The sequence below is a fragment of the Paraburkholderia sp. EG304 genome, assembly GCF_046543485.1.
Classification (GTDB): domain Bacteria; phylum Pseudomonadota; class Gammaproteobacteria; order Burkholderiales; family Burkholderiaceae; genus Paraburkholderia; species Paraburkholderia youngii.
Genome location: NZ_JBKGUA010000041.1, coordinates 37451 through 61405, shown reverse-complemented (window position 1 = coordinate 61405; position 23955 = coordinate 37451). Strand labels below are relative to the sequence as shown.

Annotated in this window: 22 protein-coding genes and 2 pseudogenes; 16 read left to right on the top strand and 8 right to left on the bottom strand. The window is 64.8% G+C overall.

Annotated features, from left to right (window positions below):
• Positions 1 to 137: pseudogene (locus ACLFKU_RS32690) on the top strand (ABC transporter ATP-binding protein); the annotation flags it as partial.
• Positions 138 to 246: 109 nt separating this feature from the next.
• On the opposite strand, the gene ACLFKU_RS32685 reads toward ACLFKU_RS32690, so the two are convergent.
• The 4 genes from ACLFKU_RS32685 to ACLFKU_RS32670 all read right to left on the bottom strand — a co-directional run bounded on the left by ACLFKU_RS32685 (position 247) and on the right by ACLFKU_RS32670 (position 3820).
• Positions 247 to 540: a GYD domain-containing protein gene (locus tag ACLFKU_RS32685; protein WP_368584990.1), complete on the bottom strand. Its 294-nt coding sequence runs from the start codon at positions 538 to 540 to the stop codon at positions 247 to 249.
• A 256-nt stretch (positions 541 to 796) separates the two neighbouring features.
• Complete coding sequence (locus ACLFKU_RS32680; protein ID WP_410851872.1) at positions 797 to 1270, bottom strand: GNAT family acetyltransferase; 474 nt, start codon at positions 1268 to 1270, stop codon at positions 797 to 799.
• A 19-nt stretch (positions 1271 to 1289) separates the two neighbouring features.
• Complete coding sequence (locus ACLFKU_RS32675) at positions 1290 to 2474, bottom strand: acetylornithine transaminase (protein ID WP_410851871.1); 1185 nt, start codon at positions 2472 to 2474, stop codon at positions 1290 to 1292.
• Positions 2475 to 2788: 314 nt separating this feature from the next.
• The gene (locus ACLFKU_RS32670; RefSeq protein ID WP_410851870.1) at positions 2789 to 3820 is read right to left on the bottom strand and encodes a CDP-6-deoxy-delta-3,4-glucoseen reductase; all 1032 of its coding nucleotides are present in this window, start codon (positions 3818 to 3820) and stop codon (positions 2789 to 2791) included.
• 93 nt (positions 3821 to 3913) lie between these two features.
• Here ACLFKU_RS32670 and ACLFKU_RS32665 point away from each other — a divergent pair, with 93 nt between their 5' ends.
• Positions 3914 to 4957, top strand: coding sequence for an NAD-dependent epimerase/dehydratase family protein (locus ACLFKU_RS32665; protein ID WP_410851869.1), 1044 nt, complete (start codon positions 3914 to 3916; stop codon positions 4955 to 4957).
• Between the two features lie 117 nt (positions 4958 to 5074).
• Here ACLFKU_RS32665 and ACLFKU_RS32660 read toward each other — a convergent pair whose 3' ends face one another.
• Together ACLFKU_RS32660 and ACLFKU_RS32655 are read right to left on the bottom strand one after the other, a co-directional pair.
• Complete coding sequence (locus ACLFKU_RS32660; RefSeq protein ID WP_176124444.1) at positions 5075 to 5263, bottom strand: hypothetical protein; 189 nt, start codon at positions 5261 to 5263, stop codon at positions 5075 to 5077.
• A 167-nt stretch (positions 5264 to 5430) separates the two neighbouring features.
• Positions 5431 to 6141 (bottom strand): pseudouridine synthase, encoded by a 711-nt coding sequence (locus tag ACLFKU_RS32655; RefSeq protein WP_410851868.1) that lies wholly within the window; start codon positions 6139 to 6141, stop codon positions 5431 to 5433.
• A gap of 94 nt (positions 6142 to 6235) precedes the next feature.
• Between ACLFKU_RS32655 and ACLFKU_RS32650 the strand changes: the two genes are divergently transcribed.
• The 9 genes from ACLFKU_RS32650 to ACLFKU_RS32610 all read left to right on the top strand — a co-directional run bounded on the left by ACLFKU_RS32650 (position 6236) and on the right by ACLFKU_RS32610 (position 17278).
• Positions 6236 to 7501: an MFS transporter gene (locus ACLFKU_RS32650; RefSeq protein ID WP_410851867.1), complete on the top strand. Its 1266-nt coding sequence runs from the start codon at positions 6236 to 6238 to the stop codon at positions 7499 to 7501.
• Between the two features lie 213 nt (positions 7502 to 7714).
• On the top strand, positions 7715 to 8773 hold the full coding sequence (locus tag ACLFKU_RS32645; RefSeq protein ID WP_410851866.1) for a MurR/RpiR family transcriptional regulator: 1059 nt from the start codon (positions 7715 to 7717) through the stop codon (positions 8771 to 8773).
• On the top strand, positions 8770 to 9759 hold the full coding sequence (locus ACLFKU_RS32640) for an isoaspartyl peptidase/L-asparaginase family protein (protein ID WP_368584982.1): 990 nt from the start codon (positions 8770 to 8772) through the stop codon (positions 9757 to 9759). The genes ACLFKU_RS32645 and ACLFKU_RS32640 overlap by 4 nt, the downstream gene beginning before the upstream one ends.
• 70 nt (positions 9760 to 9829) lie before the next feature.
• Positions 9830 to 11752, top strand: a complete 1923-nt coding sequence (locus ACLFKU_RS32635) for a dipeptide ABC transporter ATP-binding protein (RefSeq protein ID WP_410851865.1) — start codon at positions 9830 to 9832, stop codon at positions 11750 to 11752.
• A gap of 138 nt (positions 11753 to 11890) precedes the next feature.
• Entirely contained in the window at positions 11891 to 13453 is a 1563-nt protein-coding gene (gene gsiB / locus ACLFKU_RS32630) for a glutathione ABC transporter substrate-binding protein GsiB (RefSeq protein WP_368584980.1), read from the top strand.
• Between the two features lie 79 nt (positions 13454 to 13532).
• Positions 13533 to 14453 (top strand): glutathione ABC transporter permease GsiC, encoded by a 921-nt coding sequence (gene gsiC, locus ACLFKU_RS32625; protein ID WP_368584979.1) that lies wholly within the window; start codon positions 13533 to 13535, stop codon positions 14451 to 14453.
• A 7-nt stretch (positions 14454 to 14460) separates the two neighbouring features.
• Positions 14461 to 15366 (top strand): glutathione ABC transporter permease GsiD, encoded by a 906-nt coding sequence (gsiD, locus tag ACLFKU_RS32620; RefSeq protein WP_368584978.1) that lies wholly within the window; start codon positions 14461 to 14463, stop codon positions 15364 to 15366.
• On the top strand, positions 15363 to 16448 hold the full coding sequence (locus tag ACLFKU_RS32615; protein WP_410851864.1) for a P1 family peptidase: 1086 nt from the start codon (positions 15363 to 15365) through the stop codon (positions 16446 to 16448). Before gsiD ends, ACLFKU_RS32615 begins: the two co-directional genes overlap by 4 nt.
• Positions 16445 to 17278, top strand: coding sequence for a M55 family metallopeptidase (locus ACLFKU_RS32610; RefSeq protein ID WP_368584976.1), 834 nt, complete (start codon positions 16445 to 16447; stop codon positions 17276 to 17278). The genes ACLFKU_RS32615 and ACLFKU_RS32610 overlap by 4 nt, the downstream gene beginning before the upstream one ends.
• A gap of 40 nt (positions 17279 to 17318) precedes the next feature.
• Here the strand turns inward: ACLFKU_RS32610 and ACLFKU_RS32605 are convergent, their stop codons facing one another.
• Positions 17319 to 18149: an alpha/beta fold hydrolase gene (locus ACLFKU_RS32605; protein ID WP_410851863.1), complete on the bottom strand. Its 831-nt coding sequence runs from the start codon at positions 18147 to 18149 to the stop codon at positions 17319 to 17321.
• Between the two features lie 261 nt (positions 18150 to 18410).
• On the opposite strand from ACLFKU_RS32605, the gene ACLFKU_RS32600 reads away from it, so the two are divergent.
• From ACLFKU_RS32600 to ACLFKU_RS32580, 5 genes are all read left to right on the top strand, one after another.
• Positions 18411 to 19793 (top strand): amino acid permease, encoded by a 1383-nt coding sequence (locus ACLFKU_RS32600; protein ID WP_410851862.1) that lies wholly within the window; start codon positions 18411 to 18413, stop codon positions 19791 to 19793.
• A gap of 121 nt (positions 19794 to 19914) precedes the next feature.
• Complete coding sequence (locus tag ACLFKU_RS32595) at positions 19915 to 21180, top strand: glycosyltransferase family 87 protein (RefSeq protein WP_410851861.1); 1266 nt, start codon at positions 19915 to 19917, stop codon at positions 21178 to 21180.
• 257 nt (positions 21181 to 21437) lie between these two features.
• On the top strand, positions 21438 to 21989 hold the full coding sequence (locus ACLFKU_RS32590; protein WP_410851860.1) for a hypothetical protein: 552 nt from the start codon (positions 21438 to 21440) through the stop codon (positions 21987 to 21989).
• Positions 21990 to 22025: 36 nt separating this feature from the next.
• A complete protein-coding gene (locus tag ACLFKU_RS32585; RefSeq protein ID WP_410851859.1) occupies positions 22026 to 22754 on the top strand; it encodes a hypothetical protein in 729 nt (242 codons plus the stop codon).
• Positions 22755 to 22768: 14 nt separating this feature from the next.
• Positions 22769 to 23587, top strand: coding sequence for an ankyrin repeat domain-containing protein (locus ACLFKU_RS32580; RefSeq protein ID WP_410851858.1), 819 nt, complete (start codon positions 22769 to 22771; stop codon positions 23585 to 23587).
• A gap of 20 nt (positions 23588 to 23607) precedes the next feature.
• Here the strand turns inward: ACLFKU_RS32580 and ACLFKU_RS32575 are convergent.
• Positions 23608 to 23761 (bottom strand): annotated as a pseudogene (locus ACLFKU_RS32575) (integrase); the annotation flags it as partial.
• Positions 23762 to 23955: the final 194 nt, after the last annotated feature.

Below are 23955 nucleotides of genomic sequence, written 5' to 3'. Positions count from 1 at the left end.
TCGAGCAGAACGCGCGTCTCGCGCTGCAGGCGGCCAATCGTGGCTACGTGATGGACTCCGGTCTGATCACGATGTCGGGCGACGCGAAACAGATGCTCGACGATCCGAAGGTTCGGGCCGCTTACCTGGGTGAATAAGTAGCTGATGAGTTGGACGTGTGCCGTTTATTCGCACACCTTCTTCTTGCAACGCGCCTCACGATGCAACGTCGTGCGGCGCGTTTTTTCTTGCTGACCAGAGCGGGAATTATGGGAGTTTCCCGATAACCGCACTGATTTCATCTTTGGTGAACGCACGCAGTGTTTGCGAGCGGACATTGCCGGCCGAGCCGAGCGCGAAGCCGAAGGCGAGGAAACTCTGCTCGTCTACCGCTTCGACGACCGAGACAATGTCGTATTCCCCCAAGGTCCAGTAGATCTCTTTCATTTCGCAGCCAAAAGATTTCGCCATCTCCGCCGTCTGCCCGGCTCGCTGCGCTGTGTTCTTGATCGCGCGGATTCCCTGATCCGTGAATTGCAGGAGCACCACATAAGTCGCCATGAAGATTCCCCTTAGGATTCAAACGCGTTGGGACTCAGATGCATGAGCCGCCGCGGGAACTTCGCGAACCGCCGCGAACGTCTTTTCCAGCCCCGGCGTCGCCTCTTGCGTAAACGATTCTAGGCAATCCGTCTGCCCGCCATCTGCTATTTGTCCGAATCCGCCGATATGTGCGCCGCTCGTGCGAGAGCAATGAAAAAGGCCGCATGCGCCAACCAGCGCATGCGGCCTTCTTTAATCAGGTGTACGACGTGAATCAACCCGCCGCGGCTGCGTCCGCGTACTGGCCGAGCCGCTTGCCGAGGCTGATCACCGCATCGGCGCGATAGCCGAGCGCATCGTAGAACGCGCGCACTTCAGCCGACGCCGACGACAGTACCTGCAGGTTCAGCTTCGGACAACCAAGCTTCGTCAGCTCGCTCTCGACATGCGCAACGAGCCGCGTGCCGATGCCGTGACGTCGCAGCGATGCGTCGACCGCGAGCGAATACAGCCAGCCGCGGTGTCCGTCATAGCCGCCCATCACGGTGCCGGCGATGCGGCCATCGAGCACCGCGACGAAGAACAGTTCCGGTTGCGTCGCGAGCTTGTTCGCAATCGACAGACGCGGATTGCGCTGCGGTCGCGTCACGTCGCGATACTCAGGAAACACCTGCTGCCATAGCGCGATCACCGCTTCGGTATCGCTCGCGTCGAAGCGGCGGATCGACAGCGTCGTGTTCGTCGTCATCGGTACGCTCCGCAGTGGATTACAGCGAGTCGAGAACCGAGCGCAGCATCGCCAGCATCTGGTCGATCTCTTCGGTCGTCACGTTCAGCGCCGGCATGAAGCGCAGGAGGTTCGGACGCGCGGCGTTCAGCAGCACGCCGTCCGGTTGCAGTTCGCGCGCCTTCTCGACGATCTGGTTCCCGATGTCCTTGCCGAGCAGCAGCGCGCGCAGCAGACCTTCGCCGCGCTCGCCCTTGAAGCCGCGCTCCTCGGACAGCTCGAGCAGCTTCGTGCGCAGGTATTCGCCGCGCGAGCGCACGCCTTCGAGGAAGCCCGGCGCCGTCAGCTGCGAGATCACCGAGTAGCCGACCGCGGTCATCAGCGGATTGCCGTTGTAGGTGCCACCCTGGTCGCCCGCTTCGAACACGGCGATTTCCGCCTTCGACAGCAACGCCGCGAGCGGCACGCCGCCGCCGATGCCCTTGCCGAGCGTCATGATGTCCGGCTCGATGCCCGACAGCTGATACGCGAACAGCGTGCCGGCGCGACCGCAGCCGCTTTGCACTTCATCGACGATCAGCAGAATGTTGTGCTTTTTCGTCAGCTCGCGCAGTTGCTGCATGAATTCGCGGGTTGCAGGGATCACGCCGCCTTCGCCCTGGATCGGCTCGAGCATCACCGCGACGGTCTTTGCGTTGATCAGCTTTTCCACCGACGCGATGTCGTTCAGGTCGGCCTTCGGGAAGCCCGGTACCTGCGGCGCGTAGATCGTGTCCCAGCCCGGCTTGCCGCTGGCCGACATCGTCGCGAGCGTGCGGCCGTGGAAGCTGTGGTCGAACGTGATGATCTCGAACGCGCCGTCCTTGAACTTCCTGCCCCACTTGCGCGCGAGCTTGATCGCGCCTTCGTTCGCCTCGGCGCCGCTGTTCGCGAAGAACACCTTGTCGAAGCAGCTGTGCTGCGTGAGCAGACCCGCGAGCTTCGCCATCGGCTCGTTGTAGAACGCCGGCGACGGGTTGATCAGCAGCTTGGCCTGGCTGTTCAGCGCTTCGATCATGCCGTCGTTGCAGTGGCCGAGGCTGTTGACCGCCCAGCCCTGAATGAAATCCAGGTAGCGCTTGCCGTTGTTGTCGTAAATCCACGAGCCTTTGCCGTGCGTGAAAACGATTTCGGGCCGGTTCGTGATGTACATCAGCGAATCGATTGGATACTCATTGAAATTCATGTCGGCAGGCTCCAGGGCAAAGGGTAAAAGCAGGGTGAAGAAACGGTGACGGTTTGGCCAATAAAAACGGCGGCCGGAAAAGCAGAAAAGCCACGGCATGCCGTGGCTTTCATGATTCGAACAGCTTGCGCCCAGGTTTGTGTGTGGCGCGAGTCCGTGACGAAGCCAGCGGCGTCCCTAGGGGAGCGGCGAGCGGCGACGTCGGAGTTCGGACTGGGTGCGGTTCATGCGCGAAAGAATACGATAAGAAAAGCACCGGTGTAAACCATGAATTTGCACTGGTGCTGCATCAGGGCGAATTTGCCGGCGTGCAATCAGACCGCGTTTGCGAGATCGGCCGCGCTCGTGAACGAGTCCGCATAGAACTCCTCTTCCGGCAACTGGTGATGCTGCGTGAAGTCGCGCAGCGCCGATTCGACCATCACCGGCGCGCCGCATGCGTACACCTGGTAGGCCGACAGATCGGGCAGATCCTCGATCACCGCGCGATGCACGAAGCCCGTGCGGCCCGTCCATGCGTCGCCCGCATCGGGCTCGGAGAGCACCGGCACGAATTTGAAATTCGGAATCTCGCGCGCCCATTGCTCTGCGAGTTCGAGCAGATACAGGTCTTTCTTGCGGCGCGCGCCCCAGTAAAGCGTCATGGGGCGCGTGATGTTCTTGAACACCGCATGCTCGACGATCGCCTTCAGCGGCGCGAAGCCGGTGCCCGACGCGAGCAGCACGATCGGCTTGTCCGAGTCTTCGCGCAGGAAGAACGTGCCGAGCGGGGCTTCGAAGCGCAGGATGTCGCGCTCCTTCATCGTGTTGAACACGTGGTCGGTGAACGCACCTCCGGGCATATGGCGGATGTGCAGCTCGATCGGGCCTTCGACGTGCGGCGCATTCGCCATCGAATAGCTGCGGCGCTTGCCGTCCTTCAGGATGAATTCGAGGTACTGGCCGGCCAGATATTGCAGGCGCTCGTTGGCGGGCAGTTGCAGCTTCACGATGATCACGTCGTCGGCGCGGCGCTCGATCGCGTTCACGCGACACGGCAGCTTCTTGACCTGCACGTCGCCGACGCCGGCCACTTCGCGGATGTCGACTTCGAGATCGGAGCACGCGGTCGCGCAGCACAGCAGCGCCATGCCGCGGGTCTTTTCGTCGTTCGACAGCGCCGACGACGAGTGCGGGCGCTGTTCGACCTCGCCGCTGACGACGGTGCCCTTGCACGAACCGCACGCGCCGTTCTTGCAGCCGTACGGCAGGCCGATGCCTTGACGCAGCGCTGCGGAGAGCACCGGTTCGTCCTGTTCTACCTGAAACTGCCGGCCGCTTTGCCGGAGCGTGACGTTAAATGCCATAAAGTGTTCGGAATCGAAAAACTGAATCGAAATCGGACCCGCCGGATCAACCGCGCGGTACCTGTTGCATGTGACCGCTACAATGCGCCCACCATGAAAGCGACACGAAATTTCCGCCGGCCGCGCGTGCTGATCGTAGGATGCGGCGACGTCGGCATGCGCTGCGTGCCTCTGTTGCGGCCGCGCGCACATGTCTTCACATTGACCAGCCATGCCGCGTGCTGCGACGAGTTGCGCGCCGCGGGCGTGACGCCGCTCGTCGGCGATCTCGACGCGCGCCGCAGCCTCAAACGGCTCGCGGGCCTCGCGCCGACGGTGCTGCATCTCGCGCCACCGCAGAGGTCCGGCGACGACGACCGGCGCACCCGCGCGCTGCTTGCGACGCTAGGTGCAGCGGGCCGCATTAACGCTAGCGCGGCGAGGTCGCCGGTAGCGCCGATCGCGCGGCTGCGCCGTGCGCGCGCTTCAGGTCTGGACGCTGAAACACCCGCTATTGTACCCGACGGGGTGCGCCGGACCGGCGCTTCGCGGGCTCCGGTGCGCGTCGTTTACGCAAGCACGACGGGCGTCTACGGCGATTGCGGCGGCGCGTGGATCGACGAAACGCGCGCGACGCAGCCCGCGAATGCGCGCGCCAAACGTCGCGTGTCGGCCGAACGGCAGTTGCGGCGCGCGACCGCGCGAGGCAGCGTCGCCGTGAGCATCGCGCGGATTCCCGGTATCTATGCGGCCAACCGCCTGCCGCTCGCGCGGCTCGAAAGACGCACGCCGGCGCTCGTCGATGCCGACGACGTCTACACGAATCACATCCACGCCGACGACCTCGCCGCGATCCTCGTGCGTCTCGCCACGCATGGCCGGCCCGCGCGCGCGCTGCACGCGTCCGACGATTCGTCGCTGAAGATGGGCGAGTATTTCGACGCGGTTGCCGACGCCTTCGGGCTCGCGCGAGCGCCGCGCATCACGCGCGAGCAGGCCGAACAGCAGATCGATCCGATGCTGCTGTCGTTCATGCGCGAGTCGCGCCGCCTTGTGAACCGCCGTCTGAAGGAGGAATTGGGGGTACGTCTGCGCTATCCGAGCGTCGACGATTTCTTGCGCGAAGCGAAGGGGAATGGGAAGGGCAAGGGCGGCTAGGCCAGCAACAGAAACAAAAAATGCCGCCTCGCGGGGCCACCTGGCCCTGCAGAAATAGCACCTGCGTCGCATCGCATCAATGCCCCACGCAAAAAGAGCCGCGCGGTCCAACCAACGTCAGGTCAGCGTCGGTAGCACTTCCAGCAACAGGAAGCACAGCATGCCGCCGATCAATGCGCCGATCAGGTTCGGATGGTACTGGTGCCGCCGCCGCATGATGACCAGCAATCCGCCGACCAGCAGCAGCGCGAAGCAGATAAACGCGATCATCGCGCGCGAAAACGCCATCGTCCCGTCGATATTCATGGCGCCCCTCCTTGAAACCTTTGTAGTCGTTTGTTTAGACGAGTATAGGGCGACATGTAAGCAACGGCATGCTGCAACGCAGCGGCCTATGTGCGGTGCACCGCAATGTGCGCGGGCTTTCTCCGGTGCATCAAGGGCTTAGGTGGCGCTCACTGGGCGCTAGTCGTTTACCCGGCCCGCAGCGCCGCGAGGCCCGCTTCGTCGAGCCATTGCCATGCGCCGGGCGCGAGCGTCGCCGGCAGCGCGAGGCCGCCGATCCGCTCGCGATGCAGCGCCTCGCAGCGGTTGCCCGAGGCCGCGATCATCCGCTTGACCTGATGGTATTTGCCTTCGAGCACGGTGAGCGCGAGCGTGTGGGTGCCGCGCGTCTGTGCGTCGAGCGCGGCGCTCGGTTTGGTCTCGCCGTGCAGCAGGACGCCGTCGCGCAGCGCGGCGAGCTGCGCGTCATCGAGCGGATGGCGCGTGGTCGCGACGTAGAGCTTCGGCACCTTGCGTTTCGGCGACGTGAACTGATGCACGAACTTGCCGTCGTCGGAGAGCAGCAGCAGGCCCGTGGTGTCCTGATCGAGGCGGCCGACGCACTGCACGCCGCGCTCGGCGAACTGCGGCGGCAGCAGGCTGAACACGCTCAGATGATGCTGCGGATCGCGCGAGCATTCGTAGCCGACCGGCTTGTTCAGCAGCAGATACGCGTGCTCGTGATACGGCCATTCGACGCCGTCGACGCTAAAGCGCAACGCGCCGCGATCGACAGCGAAATCGGCGTCGGCATCGGTGCAGATGGCACCGTCGATGCCGACGCGGCCGTCGCCGATCAGCGCGCGGCACTGGCGGCGCGAACCGAAACCTTGGGTAAAGAGGATGCTTTCGAGATTCATGGCGAGCGAAGAATAACACCGCAAGAACCGGAGCGCCCCGCAGGTCCGAAGCGCCGACGATGAACGCCTCACATCACATCCCGGGAGTGCATCGATGTCCGCCACCACGTCTTCGCCGTCTTCGCCGGCCAACGCGCAACGACTGCCCCGCGCCTTCCAGCGCCTCGCCTGGTCGAACCTGTGCGCGCAATCGGCCGAGCAGATCAGCCTCGCCGCCGCGCCGCTCGTCGCGGTGTTCGCGCTCGGCGCCAACGCGCGCGATACCGGTCTGCTGCAAACCGCGCAGACGCTGCCGTTCCTGTTGCTGTCGATGCCGCTCGGCGTCTGGGCCGACCGCCGCTCGCGCCGCGTGCTGATGACGCTCGCCGAGAGCGTGCGAGTCTGCGCGATGCTGTGCGTGCTGCTGCTGGTGCTCACGCATGCGCTGAACCTGCCGCTGCTCGCCGCGCTTGGCTTCGTCGCCGCGACGGGCACGGTTGCCTACAACGTCGCGGCGCCTTCGCTGGTGCCGTCGATCGTGCCGCGCGAAGCCTTTGCAAGCGCGAACGGCCGGCTCGAACTGGCGCGCAGCGTCGCGTATTCGGCGGGTCCGGCGCTGGGCGGCGTGCTGGTCGGCTGGATCGGCGCGGGCTGGGCGTATGGCGCCGCGGCGGGATTGTCGGCGCTCGCCGTCGCGTTGCTCGCCGGATTGCGCAAGCCGCCGCGCGCGGCCGCGCCGCGGCGGCACTTCATGCTGGAGCTGCGCGACGGCACCCGCTTCGTGCTGCGCGATCCGCTGCTGCTGCCGATCCTGCTGACCGCCGTGTTCTTCAACCTCGGCTTCTTCATCCTGCAGGCGGTCTATGTGCCGTACGCGGTGCACCGGCTCGGGCTCGACGCATCGGCGGTCGGCGTGACGCTCGGCGCGTACGGCGTCGGCATGGTGTGCGGTGCGCTCGCGGCGCCCGCGGTCGCGCGGCGTGTCGCGTTCGGCCGTCTGCTGATCATCGGGCCGTCGTGCGGGCTGCTCGCGTCGCTCGTGATGGTCGCGACGCTCGTCGCGCCATCCTTCTGGCTCGCGCTCGCGAGTTTCTTCCTGCTCGGCGCGGGACCGATCCTGTGGGTCGTCGCCTCGACCACGCTGCGTCAGGCGATCACGCCCGAACGGATGATCGGCCGCGTGTCCGCGCTGATCAGCACGGCCACCTATGGCGCGCGGCCGGTGGGCGCATTGCTGGGCGCCGCGCTCAGCGCGCGCTGGAGCATCGACGTGTGTCTGGTTGCGGCGGCGTTTGCGTTTCTGGTGCAGGCGCTGATCATCGTGATGTCGCCGGTGGCGCGGCTGATGGACATTCCCGAGCGGAGCGCGGCGGCGTGTTGAGCGCGGCGCCAGGCGCGCGTTGAAAGCTTCCGGTCGCCCCGATGAAAATGCATTTTCCTCGGGGCGCAGCATATCGCGGATGTTGAACTCCTTGCCTGAAGGGCCTCGGTCGGTGAAAACCCTCAAATATGAAAATGAATTTTTTTCGGCGCGGGTTTCATGTAAATATGTTTTCATCGAGTCCACCTCGCAAAGCCGCGCCTGTCCGCTCGCATGATCCACCACCCGTCCGCTGTGTCGAACCCCGCCGAGCAGGCCATTGCCGCGCGCATCTCCGCCGCGCTGCCGACGCTCACGCCGATCCACCAGCGCATGGGCGAGTACGTGCTGGCCAACCTGTTCCGCGCGGCGACGATGCGCATCGACGAACTCGCGAGTGTGGTTGGCGCGTCGGTGGCGAGCGCGAATCGCTTTGCGCGCGCGCTCGGCTTCGACGGTTACCCGCAGTTTCGCGAGGCGCTCGTGCGCGGCTTCGAGGCGACGCTCGCGCCGGTCGAACGGCTGCGCAGCGCGCAGGAAACGCTCGCGGCCGATGACGACCTGATCGACGCGTCGCTCGAGCAGGCCGCCAATAATCTGCACGCAACGCGTACATCGATCGATCGCGCGACCGCCGATGCCGCCGTCGACGCGATCATCGCCGCGCGCCGCGTATTCGTGATCGGCTTCGGCGCCAGCGCGTTTCTCGCGAGCCTGATGGAGCACGGCCTGCTGCCGTATCACGACAACGTGCATTCGCTTGCGCTGAGCGGCGGGCCGTCGCATGCGGCGCGGCATCTCGTGCGTTCGGGCGCGGGCGATCTCGTGATCGGCATCGCGTTTCCGCGCTATGTCGAAGACACGATCGAGCTTGCGCGCCGCGCGTCCGAACGCGGTGCGCGCGTGCTCGCGCTCACCGACGGTCCACGCTCGCCGCTCGTGCGTTTCGCGGACCTGGCGCTGTATATCCGGACCGACCGGCGTCTCGCATCGAATGCCGATTCGGCCGTGCTCGCGGTCATCGAGGCGTTGTGCGACGCGGTCGCGTATCGCGCGCAACGCTCGGTCAAGGCGGCCGCCGAGGTCAGCGAGTTCGTGCTGCCGTGGCTGTTCGATCCGCAGTCCGGCGCGGCCGGCGCTGCGCAGGAACCGGCGCGCGCCGCGAGCAAAACCGCGCGCGCAAAGGCCGACGGCAGCCAGACCAAAGGCATCAAAGCAACGGATACCGAAGCAAAAGCCACCCCGGCAGTCCGCACTCCCCGAACCAACCGCACTCCACGATTCAAACGATGAACTCCAACGCAGTCATTGCCATTCACGGCGGGGCAGGGACGATCCTGCGCACGTCGATGTCGGCCAGCGCCGAAGCCGAATATCACGCGGCGCTCAACGCGGTACTGAGCGCCGGCCAGCGCGTGCTCGCCGACGGCGGCAGCGCGCTCGACGCGGTCAGTGAGGCGGTGCGGCTGCTCGAAGACTGCGCGCTCTTCAATGCGGGTCACGGCGCGGTCTACACGGCGGCCGGCACGCACGAACTCGACGCCGCGATCATGGACGGCCGCACGCTCGACGCGGGCGCGATCTGCTGCGTGAAGCGCGTGCGCAATCCGGTTCTCGCCGCGCGCCGCGTGCTCGAGCGCAGCGACCACGTGCTGTTCACCGGCGAAGGCGCGGAAGCTTTCGCGGCCGCGCAGGGGCTCGAGTTCGTCGATAACAGCTACTTCGATACCGACGCGCGCTATCGCCAATGGCAACTGGCACGCGAGCAGCAGCGTCCGATGCTCGATCACGACGCCGCGACGCTCGCGTCCGCGTCGCCGAACAACGACGACCCGATGGCGCACGAGCCGATCGATCCGAACCGCAAGTTCGGCACCGTCGGCGCGGTTGCGCTCGACCGTCACGGACATCTGGCCGCCGCGACCTCGACCGGTGGCGTGACCAACAAGCAGGTGGGCCGTGTCGGCGACACGCCGCTGATCGGCGCCGGCTGCTATGCGGACGACGCGACCTGCGCGGTGTCGACCACCGGCTCCGGCGAAATGTTCATGCGCATGGTCGCCGCCTACGACGTCGCTGCACAGATGGCCTATCGCCAGGTGTCGCTCGAACAAGCCGCGCACGACGTCGTGATGAACCGCTTGCCGAAGATCGACGGACGCGGCGGACTCGTCGCCGTCGACGTGCATGGCAACGTCACGCTGCCGTTCAATACCGAAGGCATGTACCGCGGCTTCGCGCGGTTGGGCGAAGCGCCGGTGACGGCGATCTATCGCTAGGCGCGGGCGCGTGTCGCCACACTGCTGAAGCTCCGTTAGCCGCGTTCGAATTCAAAGCAAAGGAATCACCGTGCCGACTTCCTCGCACACCGCCGGTCCGCTCATCGAAACCCTGCCGCCGCAGCGCGTGCTCGCGGTCGACGATCTGACGGTCGCGTTCCGCCGCGGCGACTCAACGTTCAACGCGGTGCGCAATCTGTCCTTTACGGTCGAGCGCGGCGAAACGCTCGCGATCGTCGGCGAATCGGGCTCGGGCAAGTCGGTCACGTCGCTGGCGCTGATGCGGCTGATCGAGCATGGCGGCGGGCGACTTGCCGGCGGCAGCATCGCGTTCCGGCGGCGCGACGGCAGCGTGCTCGATCTCGCGAAGACGTCTTCCGGCACGATGCGCACGGTGCGCGGCGCCGATATCGCGATGATCTTCCAGGAGCCGATGACCTCGCTCAATCCGGTGTTTACGGTCGGCGACCAGATCAGCGAGGCGATCGCGCTGTACCAGGGCAAGAGCCGCGAGGCCGCGCGCGCCGAAACCTTGCGTTTGCTCGAACTGGTGCGGATTCCGGAGGCGCGGCGCGTCGCCGCGCGTTATCCGCATCAACTGTCGGGCGGGATGCGCCAGCGCGTGATGATCGCGATGGCATTGTCGTGCAAACCCGCGCTGCTGATCGCCGACGAGCCGACCACCGCGCTCGACGTGACGATTCAGGCGCAGATTCTGCAACTGATCCGCGGCTTGCAGGACGAGATGAACATGGGCGTGATCTTCATCACGCACGACATGGGCGTGGTCGCCGAAGTGGCCGACCGCGTGCTCGTGATGTATCGCGGCGAGAAGGTCGAGGAGGGCGCATCCGATACGCTCTTCGCCGCGCCGTCGCATCCGTACACGAAGGCGCTGCTCGCGGCGGTGCCCCGGCTCGGCTCGATGCACGGCACCGATCAGCCCGCGCGCTTCCCGATCCTGAGCGTCGAGCAGGCCGGCGCGAACGGCGCCGATGCCGCGGTGCAGCCGGCCGCGGCCGTCGCCGAGGAGGCGCAGCCGCTGGTGCGCGACGACACGCCGCCGATTCTGCGCGTGCGCGATCTGGTCACGCGCTTTCCGGTGCGTAGCGGCCTGTTCGGCCGCATGACGGGCCGCGTGCATGCGGTCGAAAAAGTCAGCTTCGATCTGCGGCCCGGCGAGACGCTCGCGCTGGTCGGCGAATCGGGCTGCGGCAAGTCGACCACGGGCCGCTCGCTGCTGCGGCTCGTCGAAAGTCAGAGCGGCTCGATCGAATTCGCTGGCAAGGAAATCAGCTCGCTAAGTGGGCCCGCATTGCAGGCGCTGCGCCGCGATATCCAGTTTATTTTCCAGGACCCGTTCGCGTCGTTGAATCCGCGCTTGACCGTCGGCTTCTCGATCATGGAGCCGCTGCTCGTGCACGGCGTCGCGCAGGGTGCCGAAGCGCAGGCGCGCGTCGCGTGGCTGCTCGAGAAAGTCGGCTTGCCGGCCGAGGCCGCGCGCCGCTATCCGCATGAGTTTTCGGGCGGGCAGCGTCAGCGGATTGCGATTGCCCGCGCGCTCGCGCTGAATCCGAAAGTCGTGATCGCCGACGAGTCGGTGTCCGCGCTCGACGTCTCGGTGCAGGCGCAGATCGTCAATCTGATGCTCGATCTGCAGCGCGAACTCGGCGTCGCCTATCTGTTCATATCGCACGACATGGCGGTGGTCGAGCGCGTCAGTCATCGCGTCGCGGTGATGTATCTCGGCCAGATCGTCGAGATCGGCCCGCGCCGCGCGGTGTTCGAGGCGCCGCAGCATCCGTACACGAAGAAGCTGATGAGCGCGGTGCCGGTCGCCGATCCCGCGCGCCGTCACGCGAAACGCCTGCTCGCCGCCGACGATATTCCGAGCCCGATCCGCGCGCTGCACGACGAGCCGGTGGTCGCGCCGCTCGTCGCGGTGGGACCGGATCACTTCGTCGCGCAGCATCGCGTCGGCGGCGCTTATTGAGCGAAGCGCCGCCTCGCGTTGAAGCAGAAAGACCCGAAGCAAAGCCGCAGCACCGGCAACCGCAGCACAAAGCCACTGAAGCGCAAGCCAACCATAAAGACCGTGTCACACCCTTAACTCGCAGCCTGGAGCAATCTCATGAACCTGCTGTTCCCGTCCTCTCCGTTTCGTTTGCGCGCGCTCGTCAGCGGCGGCGCGGTGGTGTTCGCGATGCTCGCGGGCAATCTGGCGCACGCCGAAACCACGGCCGTGATGGCCGTCGCGTCGACCTTCACGTCGCTCGATCCGTACGACGCGAACGACACGCTGTCGCAGGCGGTCGCGAAATCGTTCTACCAGGGGCTGTTCGGCTTCGACAAGGACATGAAGCTCGTCAACGTGCTGGCCGACAGCTATGAAGCGAGCCCCGACGCGCGCGTCTATACGATCAAGCTGCGCCATGGCGTGAAGTTCCAGGACGGCACCGACTTCAATGCGGCCGCCGTGAAGGCGAACTTCGACCGCGTGACCGATCCGGCCAACAAGCTGAAGCGCTACAACATGTTCAGCCGCATCGAGAAGACCGAAGTGGTCGATCCGTACACGGTGCGCGTCACGCTGAAGGCGCCGTTCTCGGCGTTCATCAATGTGCTCGCGCATCCGTCGGCGGTGATGATTTCGCCGGACGCGCTGAAGAAGTACGGCAAGGACATCGCGTTTCATCCGGTCGGCACGGGTCCGTTCGAACTCGTCAAGTGGGACCCGGCCGGCGACCTGACCGTGAAGAAGTTCGGCGGCTACTGGAAGAAAGGCTATCCGAAGATCGACGCGATCGACTGGAAGCCGGTCGTCGACAACAACACGCGCGCCGCGCTGATGCGCACCGGCGAAGCGGACTTCGCGTTCCAGGTGCCGTTCGAGCAGGCCGCGCAACTGCAGTCGAGCCCGAAGGTCGATCTGATCGCGGCGCCGTCGATCATCGAGCGCTACATCAGCATGAACATGAACCAGAAGCCGTTCGACAACCCGAAGGTACGTGAAGCGCTGAACTACGCGGTCAACAAGGAAGCGCTGACGAAGGTCGCGTTCGCCGGTTACGCGACGCCGGCCGACGGCGTGGTGCCGGAGGGCGTCGACTATGCTGTCAAGCTCGGGCCGTGGCCGTACGATCCGGCGAAGGCGCGCGCACTGCTGAAGGAAGCGGGCTATCCGAACGGTTTCGAAACGACGCTGTGGTCCGCGTATAACTACTCGACCGCGCAGAAGGTGATCCAGTTCGTGCAGCAGCAGCTCGCGCAGGTCGGCATCAAGGCGAGCGTCGAGGCGCTCGAAGCGGGGCAGCGCGTCGCCAGGGTCGAAAGCGCGCAGGACCCGGCGACCGCGCCGGTGCGCATGTACTACGCGGGCTGGTCGTCGTCGACCGGCGAGGCGGACTGGGCGATCAGCCCGCTGCTCGCGGGCTACTCGATGCCGCCGAAGATGGTCAACACGTCGTACTACAAGAGCGACGCGGTCGACAACGATCTGAAGCAGGCGCTCGAAACCACCGACCGCACGCAGAAGGCCGCGCTCTACACCGACGCGCAGAAGCGCATCTGGGCCGACGCGCCGTGGATCTTCCTCGTCAAGGAGAAGGTCGTGTATGCGCGCAGCAAGCGTCTGTCGGGCGCTTACGTCGCGCCGGACGGCTCGTTCAACTTCGACGAGATCGCGATCAAGTGATGAGCTGACGAGGCGGCACACGTTTCGTCGTGGCCCGCCTCGTTTCACACATTCGCCGCTCATTTGCCGGACTGGTTTCATGCTGAACTTCCTCGTCAAACGTCTGCTAGGCCTGCTGCCGACGCTTTTCATCGTCGCCGTGCTGGTGTTCCTGTTCGTGCATCTGCTGCCGGGCGACCCGGCGCGGCTCGCCGCCGGTCCCGAAGCGGACGAAGCGACCGTCGCGCTGGTGCGCGCCGACCTCGGGCTCGACAAGCCGATGCCGCAGCAGTTCGTCCGTTTCTTCTGGCGCATGGCGCACGGCGACTTCGGTATTTCGACGCGCAGCAAGCGGCCGGTGAGCCAGGAGATCGCGGAGCGCTTTTTCCCGACGCTGTGGCTGACGATCGCGAGCATGGTGTGGGCGGTCGTGATCGGCATGGCGATCGGCATCGCCTCGGCGGTGTGGCGCAACCGCTGGCCCGATCGGCTGGGCATGACGCTCGCGGTGTCGGGCATTTCGTTTCCCGCGTTCGCGCTCGGCATGCTGCTGATGGAGATTTTTTCGGTGCAGTTGGGCTGGCTGCCGATCGTCGGCGACGGTTCGTGGCGCAGCTACGTGCTGCCGTCGCTGACGCTCGGCGCGGCGGTCGCGGCCGTGATGGCGCGCTTCACCCGCGCCTCGTTCGTCGAGGTGCTGCACGAGGACTTCGTGCGCACCGCGCGCGCGAAGGGCGTGCCCGAGCGGCTCGTGATCATCAAGCACTGCCTGCGCAACGCGCTGATTCCCGTCGTCACGATGATGGGTCTGCAGTTCGGCTTTCTGCTAGGCGGCTCGATCGTCGTCGAAGTGGTGTTCAACTGGCCGGGCCTCGGGCGCCTGCTCGTCGATGCGGTGTCGATGCGCGACTATCCGATCATCCAGGCCGAGGTGCTGTTGTTCTCGCTCGAATTCATCATCATCAATCTGATCGTCGACGTGATGTACGCGGTGATCAACCCGACCATCCGTTTCAAGTGAGGCCCGCATGAGCACCACTGCCACCGGGCCGAACGCGGCCAATCCCGCGGTCGCCGAACGCGCGATCCGCACGCCGTGGAGCGAGTTCTGGCGCAAGTTCCGCAAGCAGCATGTCGCGCTGGCCGCCGGCGTGTTCGTGCTGCTCTTGATCGTGATCGCGATCATCGCGCCGCATATCGTGCCGTACGACCCCGAGAACTTCTTCGACTACGACGCGCTGAACGCGGGGCCGTCGGCCGCACACTGGTTCGGCGTCGATTCGCTGGGCCGCGATATTTTCAGCCGCATCCTCGTCGGTTCACGCATTTCGCTCGAAGCGGGCTTTCTGTCCGTTGCGATCGGCGCGGTGATCGGCACGTTCTTCGGTCTGCTTGCCGGTTACTACGAGGGCTGGTGGGATCGCATCACGATGCGCGTGGCCGACGTGCTGTTCGCGTTTCCCGGCATTCTGCTCGCGATCGGCGTGGTCGCGATTCTCGGCAACGGCATGATCAACGTGATCTGCGCGGTCGCGATCTTCAGCATTCCGGCGTTCGCGCGGCTCGTGCGCGGCAATACGCTGATGCTCAAGCAGCTCACCTATATCGAAGCGGCGCGCAGCATCGGCGCGTCGGACTGGACCATCATCGTGCGGCACATTCTGCCGGGGACGATTTCATCGGTCGTCGTGTATCTGACGATGCGTATCGGCACCTCGATCATCACGGCGGCGAGCCTGTCATTTCTCGGCCTGGGCGCCCAGCCGCCGACGCCGGAGTGGGGCGCGATGCTCAACGAAGCGCGCGCCGACATGGTGACCGCGCCACATATCGCGCTGTTTCCGAGCCTCGCTATTTTCCTGACCGTGCTCGCGTTCAATCTGCTCGGCGACGGTCTGCGCGATGCGCTCGATCCGAAGCTGGATCGGCCATGAGCATGAGCAACGATCATTCGGATGAGCGCGCACCGCATATCGGCGGGTTGCCGGCCGGAGCGCTCGGCACGATCGCCGACGTGGACGGCGTCAGCGTCGGTCATTGCACGCTGGCCGAACGCGCGTTGCAAACCGGCGTGACCGTGATCCGGCCGCATCGCGGCGATCCGTTCGTCGACAAGGTGCCGGCCGCCGCGTCGGCGATCAACGGCTTCGGCAAGAGCGTCGGGCTCGTGCAGCTCGACGAACTCGGCACGCTGGAGACGCCGATCGCGCTGACCAATACGTTCGGCGTCGGTACGGTCGCGCAGGCGCAGATCCGCGCGGCGATTCGCGCGAATCCGCGCATCGGCCGCGAATGGTCGACGGTCAATCCGCTCGTGTTCGAATGCAACGACGGCTACCTGAACGATATTCAGGCGCTCGCCGTGACCGAACAGCATTTCAACGAAGCGTTCGATGCAGCAAGTACCAATGTCGCGAGCGGTGCGCTCGGCGCCGGGCGCGGCATGTCGTGCTTCGATCTGAAGGGCGGCATCGGCACTGCGTCGCGTGTAGTCAGCGCGTCGGGCCGTGACCATACCGTCGGTGCGCTCGTGCTGGCCAACTTCGGCCGTCTGCCGATGCTGACGATCGACGGCACGCCGCTCGGCCGCGTGCTGGCCGAACGCGCGGCTGCCGCTGATGCAAGCTCCGGCAAACCCGAGCAAGGCTCGATCATCATGATCGTCGCAACCGATGCACCGCTCGACGCGCGCCAGTTGAAACGCCTGTCGTTGCGCGCGGCGGCGGGTCTCGCGCGCACCGGCTCGGTGTACGGTCACGGCAGCGGCGATATCGCGTTGGCGTTTTCGACCGCATACACGGTGCCGCACGGCGCGGACTTCGTCGCGCTGCCGCCGCTCGTCGCCGATCATTGCCTCGACCCGCTGTTTCGCGCCTGCGCCGACAGCGTCGAACAGGCGATCGTCGATGCGTTGTGGAGCGCCGAGTCCGTCATCGGTCGCGATGGCCATCGGCGGCTGTCGCTGCGCGACAGCGTCCCCGACCTTGCCCAACTTCTGAGGAACTCCGCGCGATGAAAGTCCTGATCTCCACCGACATCGAAGGCATCGCCGGCGTGTTCCATGCCGAGCAGACGCGCGCGGGCAACGGCGAATACGAAGCCGCGCGACGCTGGATGACACTCGAAGCCAATGCCGCCATCGAAGGCGCGTTCGCCGGCGGCGCGACCGACGTATGGGTCAACGATTCGCACGGCGGCTTTCGCAACCTGCTGCCCGATCTGCTCGATCCGCGCGCGCAGGTCGTGCTCGGCAAGCCGCGCACGCTCGGCATGATGGCCGGGCTCGAATACGGCGCGGCACTGGTCTTCATGATCGGCTATCACGCGAAGGCGCAAACGCGCGGCATCCTCGCGCACACGATCAACAGCTTCGCGTTCGCGCGCGTCGCGTTCAATGGCGTGGAGCTCGGCGAAGCGGGGCTGTACGGCGCGCTCGCTGAAGAATATGGCGCACGTGTCGCGCTTTTATCGGGTGACGACGTGTTCGCCGAGGAAACCGCGCCGCGTTTTCCCGGTGCGCGTTTCGTCGTGACGAAAACTGCGACCGGCCAGGCAAGCGGCGTCACGCAGTCGCCCGCGAGCGTGCGCGAGGCGCTGCAAGCCGCCGCGCGCGACGTGGTGCGCCAGCATATCGAAGCGGGCCGCGCGCCTGCCGCGACGCGCGCGGAGCCGCGAGCAATTGACTGCGAACTGCGCGTGCAAACGAGCGGGCTCGCCGATCTGTTCTGCCAATGGCCGACGCTCACGCGGGTCGATGGCGTGACGTTGCGTTTCAGTGCGGCGTCGGCCGAGCATGCGGTGCGGATGCTGAACTGTCTGTCGGCGATGTCGTTCATGCTGCGCTGAGCCGCCGCTCGCCGAGCCGCTGACAGCTTATCGCGGTGACCTACTGCTGCTGCCGGCTCAACTCGCGCGCCGCGTGATCGATCGCGTCGGCCACGGCCCTGGCGTGCGACACCGGCGCAAGATGGCTCGACGAAACAGGCACCACTTTCGCGCCGATGCGCGCGGCGATCGTCTTCTGCAGTTCGGGCGACACCGCGTGGTCTTTAGTCGTCAGCACGTACCACGATGGTTTGTCTTTCCAGCCGATCTGATCGACCGGTTCGTCGAATGCGCTCGCGGCGATCGGCACCTGCGCGGCGGCGAGCACGCGGGTGACGGTCTCGGGCACGTCGGCGGCGAGGTCGGCGTGATAGCGCGCGCGGTCGATCCACAAGAATCCGTTCGCGTCCTTGCTGATGCTCTGGCCGGCCGGCATCGGCCCGCCGGCCTTCATCACGTCCATCGCCGATTCGTTCAACTGCGGCGCGAGCGCGGCGACATACACGAGCCCGGCAACGTTCGGCGCATTGCCGGCGACCTCGGTGATCACCACGCCGCCCCACGAATGCCCGACCAGCAGCACCGGGCCGTTCTCGCGATCCAGCACGCGGCGGGTCGCGGCAACGTCGTCGGCGAGCGACGTCAGCGGGTTCTGCACCGAGCTCACGTGATAGCCCTTTTGCTGCAGCTTCGCGACCACGCCGTTCCAGCTCGATCCGTCGACGAACGCGCCATGCACGAGCACGATGTTGCGCACCGGGCCGCCGAGGGCGGCGGCAGGCGGCGCGCTGGCGGTAGCGGGGCCGGCCGCCGTCTGGGCAAGCACGGACGTACCGACGCCCGCGAAACAGAGACACAACACAGCGGCGCAAAGCAAACGTTTGGGCAACATGTCGAAGCTCCGCAGCTTGAAAAGTGGACTCCGGCAACATACTCGCGTGCCATCCCCGTGACAATCACAATCCGCGCGCTTAAGTGCGGCGCACAACGAAGGCGGGCGGCTTCGAACGTCAGAGGAATATCGGTCGGGTAAAATTGTCGGTTTTGCCGGACCGGAACGTGCTTTCCGGCCGTGCAATCGGCCACAGCGCTGCCTTCGACGGCGTTCTACGCGCAGCGGCCACACGCAGCGATCTCCACACAGCAGGGCGTAATGAATAGTGCAAAGCAGCAAGAGGGCCTGAAGCGCGGGCTCAAGAATCGTCACATCCAGTTGATCGCGCTGGGTGGCGCGATCGGCACGGGCCTCTTTCTCGGCTCCGCCAGCGTGCTGCAGGCCGCGGGTCCGTCGATGATCCTCGGCTACGCGATCGGCGGCATCATCGCGTTCATGATCATGCGCCAGCTCGGCGAGATGGTCGCCCAAGAGCCGGTCGCCGGCTCGTTCAGCCACTTCGCATACAAGTACTGGGGCGATTTCCCGGGCTTCCTGTCGGGCTGGAACTACTGGGTGCTCTATGTGCTCGTCAGCATGGCCGAGCTGACCGCGGTCGGCACGTACGTGCATTTCTGGTGGCCGGGCGTGCCGACATGGCTGTCGGCGCTGGTGTGCTTCGCGATCATCAACGCTATCAATCTCGCCAACGTAAAGGCCTACGGCGAAACCGAGTTCTGGTTCGCGATCGTCAAGGTCGCGGCGGTGATCGGCATGATCGTATTCGGCGGCTATCTGCTGATCAGCGGTCACGGCGGCCCGCAGGCGACGGTCGCGAACCTGTGGAGCCACGGCGGCTTTTTCCCGCACGGCTTTCACGGCCTGTTCATGATGCTCGCGGTGATCATGTTCTCGTTCGGCGGCCTGGAGTTAATTGGCATTACGGCGGCCGAGGCCGCCGAGCCGCAGAAAAGCATCCCGAAGGCCGTGAACCAGGTGATCCTGCGGATCCTGATTTTCTATATCTGCTCGCTCGCGGTGCTGCTGTCGCTGTATCCGTGGAACGAGGTGGCGGCGGGCGGCAGCCCGTTCGTGATGATCTTCTCGCAGATGGGTTCTTCGCTGACCGCCAACGTGCTGAACGTGGTCGTGCTGACCGCGGCGCTGTCGGTGTACAACAGCGGCGTCTACGCGAATAGCCGCATGCTGTACGGTCTCGCCGAACAGGGCAACGCGCCGCGCGCGCTGCTGAAGGTCGACCGGCGCGGCGTGCCGTATCTGGCGATCGGTCTGTCCGCGCTCGCGACGTTCGCATGCGTGATCATCAACTACGTGATCCCGGCCGAAGCGCTCGGTCTGCTGATGTCGCTGGTAGTCGCGGCGCTGGTGCTGAACTGGGCGCTGATCAGCCTCACGCATCTGAAGTCGCGCAAGGCGATGGTGGCCGCGGGCGAGACGCTGGTGTTCCGCTCGTTCTGGTTTCCACTGAGCAACTGGATCTGCCTCGCGTTCATGGCGCTGATCCTCGTGATTCTGGCGCTGACGCCGGGCTTGTCGGTCTCGGTGTGGCTGGTGCCGGCATGGCTCGTGCTAATGTGGGGCGGCTACGTGATCAAGCGGCGTCGCGAGGTGGCGCGCGCTGGCGCCGGGGTTGCGAGCTGATCTTCACGCGCCGAAGTTCCCCGCATAGGTCGCTCCCGTGTGGGCGAGCGCACAGATCGTTTTTTGCGAACCGGTAATCTCTGTCCGGTCGTCCGGCACGAAGCCGGCACGGAGAGACACGATGTTCAACGCAGCTGCCGTACGGACCAGGTCGAACTTCGGCGCGGGCGCCGCGCTCCTTCTGCTGATTGCGGTAGCCTGCCTCGCGCTGCGCATCCTGCACGTCGTCGCGAAGTTTCGTGGCGACGTCCCCGACGCCTTCGGCGATTTCAATTTCTATCTGTACGCGTTCCACGTCGTATTGCATGACCCGGCGCGCCTGTACGACCACGACGCACTGATCGCGTTTTTGCAGGGCATCGGCGCGCGCTCGACCGGCGACGACATCTTCTACGCCTACCCGCCGCAGTTCTCGCTAGCGTTTGCGCCGCTCGCGCTGCTGACGCCGCTCGCCGCGAAAATCGTCTGGGTGAGTGCGTCGATCGTGTTGTTCGCGCTGGCTTTGTATCTCGTCGTCACGATGGCGTACCGCGGCACGGAGCGTAGCGTCAACCTGCTGCTGGTGGCGGTCGCGCTGCTGAGCTTTCCGCTCGTCGAAGACACCTACGACGGCCAGTCGAACGAACTACTGTTCTTCCTGCTGATTGCGACCTTCGCGCTGATCGAGCGTGGCAAAGGCTATGCCGCGGGACTCTTTCTCGGCTTCGCGATCGCGATCAAGCTCACGCCTCTCGCTGTCGCCGGTCTGCTGTTGCTGCGCCGCGAATGGCGCACGTTCGTGATGGCGAGCGTGGTTGCGATTGCCTTCACACTGATTACCGGAGCGCGGCTCGGCTTCGACGTTCTGTGGCACTACTTCGTGTCGGACATGCCGCGCCTGAACGGCATGGCAATGGCGATGAGCGGAGGCGGCGCGCCGATGAACAACGCCGTGCGGGGCGCATTGCAGACGCTATCGACGACGCTCGGCATGTCGGTGTCCGGTACGTTGCTGTCGATTGTGTCGCACGGGTTGGTGCTGGCAGCTTGCCTGTTGTCGGCATGTCTTGTGTTTCGCCGCCATCGGGACAGCCGCATCGACTACGCGCTCGCCTCGATGACGATGCTCGTGGCTTACCCGATCCTCGAGCCGATCCACATGATGCTCGCGTCGATCCCGTTGCTGATTCTGCTGGGCACCGCATTCGAAGCGCGCGACGGGCAACTGTCGGCACTCGGTCCGAGACTGGAGATGCTGCTGGTCGCGGTCGTCGTGGTCTTGCTGTTCTTTGCGGCGCGGTTTGTGTCGTACACGGTCGCGGCGCTCGTCATTTACGGACTCTGTGTTGCAAGGTACTTTCCACCGTCAGAAGTGGGATCGCGAGAGCGGGCTTACCAGCCTGGATGAACGATCCCGGTGTGGCGCGGCTCCTCATAAGGGCTTCGCATGAAGGTGCAATGGGTATCAGAGAATTGCTCGCGGAGCAGGATGCAAAGTTCGTGAGCCTGCGGGCGCGGAGCCTCCATGTTCTTGCGGGGGCTTTTCTGTTTCTTCGGAAGGCGGACATTTTGGGCGGTCGCCCATGTACGGACTGCCTGTCGCACGGTAATTATCTGACTGCTGCCAACTCCGGCAGCGACTTCAGATAGACCAACGACACACCCATGTCCCTGTCCGTATTTGAGATGCACTCAGTGGAGCTGTTCTGCCAGCGGCCACTGGGTGCCTGTTATGTCATCTGTGACGAGTGGCACTATAAAGCGTGCCTTGGCAAGGCAGCAGACCGTCAGAAGGCCAGGGCGGAGACCCGGGAATTTCTCGAGATTGCCGCACTGAATCACAGGAAGTGGGAGGAGGACCGGAAGCTGGTCAGGCGTATCCAGAAGACTGGCTGGCTGTTTTTCCATAGCGCGCGGTACCGTAACCCCGACACCGATGGATGGTGGGTCATCGTTGCTCTTCTCGAAGAGGTTCGCCGGGGCAAACTGCTTGCCATTAGAGGTCCGCGTAATGGCCTGTTTCCGTCACCTTACCGCAGCACGCCGCTAAGGAATCCCGTAGCGAGGACCGGCAGTCATCCGGACGGCGAACCCATTCGGTCCGTCGAGTATGATCCGGCCACCTGGCAAGCCCAGTTAGCCGCTGCGCGCGCAGCCAGGGCGACACCGCCACACATCGAGATACCACAGGCACTGACCAAGGCGCAGCGGTGGTAGACGCGCAAGGCGCTGATTGCGACGGGCAATGCGGCCATGTCCGGGCGCGTGCGGGCGGCGGCTGAACGGCTCGCACGCAACAATGTCGCGGCGGAGAAGGCCAGACTCTCCGATCAGGTCTACGAGCCGTCCGGGCCGGTGCCCGAAGGGTGGGCGAACCGCAGCGGGGATAGGGGATTTCTGGATCAATATCGACTTGATCCGCTTGATCTGAAAATAGAAGGTTCAAATTTCCGGGCGCAGCTATATGAACCCGATCCTGATGTCTTCGGCGGAGAGATGAAGCCCACACTCGCGTTCAAGGGAACCGAAATGACGAGCCTGAGCGACTGGTCGAACAACTTTAACCAGAGCGTGGATTGGAAATCGCCTTACTATGAGCGTGCCGTAGATATTGGATGGAAGATGCGCCGCACGCAGGCGCCAATTGATATTGCCGGACACTCGCTAGGTGGCGGTCTGTGCTCTGCCGCTTCTTTGGCCAGCGGCAAGGACTGCTGGAGCTTCAACGCCGCCGGTCTGCACCCGAAGACGGTCGAACACTACGGCGGCCAGGCCACGCCATCGAACATCAATGCCTACCATGTGAACGGCGACATTCTGACCGTCGCACAGACGTGGACGCCCCTGCCCGGTGCAGCCGGTACTCCCTATCTCCTTCCCGGCAGCGGCTCGCCCGTGTCGCGGCACTTCATCGCGCAGGCAATTGACGGCATCGAGCAGCAGAAGGCGGACGACATCACCGTACTTGAAACACTGTCATAGCGAGGCTGAAAGCGATGAAAACACTCAGCCGAATCCTTATCGTGCCGGTGCTGTTACTGGCGCTATCTCCTGTGGTTCATGCAATGAAAAAATTTCCCGCCACTGATTTTTTTAGCGGCCCGCAACTCGAACTGGCGCAGGCCATCGAACGCGGCGACATGGAGCAGGTCCGGCGACTGGCACCAACGACCGATCTGAACACGCCGGGACGCAAGAACATGACGATGCTGTTTTTTGCGTTTCAGGAAGCATTGCAGCGCGACCCGCATCGGCTTGCGGTTGCGTCGGAGGTGGTGAGGGCCGGGGCCGATCCTTTGCAGACCGTACCGGATTTTGGTAGTCCCCTCGGAGTGGTGCTCAACAGCTCGCACCCGGAATTCCTGAGCGCGATGCTGGACGGCGGGGTTGACCCCAACACCATGATCGAGGGCCGCAGACCCATCATTTTCTTTGTTGCAAGAGAGTCGACATCCGACTCACTCAAGCTGCTGGTCGAGCGTGGCGCGGATGTGCACCGACGCGATTCGTTGCGCAATTCAGTGCTGTATGAAGCGCTGGCAAATCGCGCACTGGATCAGATTGACTACCTGCTGGATCATGGGGCAAAGCCCAACACCTACAACATTAACGGCGAGTCATTCCCATTAGGGATCTGGGACGACCTTAATACCTTCGCGCCTGATTCACCGGCCTACAGGAAGCTGGTCCGAATTCGGGACCGCATCATCAGCATGGGCGTGAAATGGCCTCCCGAGACTCCGGAACAGATCAACGCACATTGGGGAGCCAATCCTCCGCGCCGGCTCGATGACAGCAAGCTTCCGCTGCCTTGAGGCAGGAACGGAAAGGGCTATTTCAGTTCTTCATGCAGGATCGTGCGCGCCATCGCCCGGAAGCGGTGGCCGGTGATCTTCCGTGCGCGCGTCGTAGCCAAGCCGCCGAAGCGCGGCATTGATAGCCGCTTCACTCATCGGGTGCTTGATATCGCGTGCGCTGGGGAACCCGTAGCTTTCCGGCAAAACGGTACTTGAAAATGCATCGCTTGTTGCTCGTTGGCGTGACGAGCAGCAGCCCGCCGCCGTACAGCTTCTGCAGTTTTTCACCCGGCTTCGTGTTACGGATCGTGGCAACGCGCCAAACGGCCCCTGATGGGGGTTGTAATCGCTGGTGAAACCTTGGAGACCACAGCAAACAAAAACCC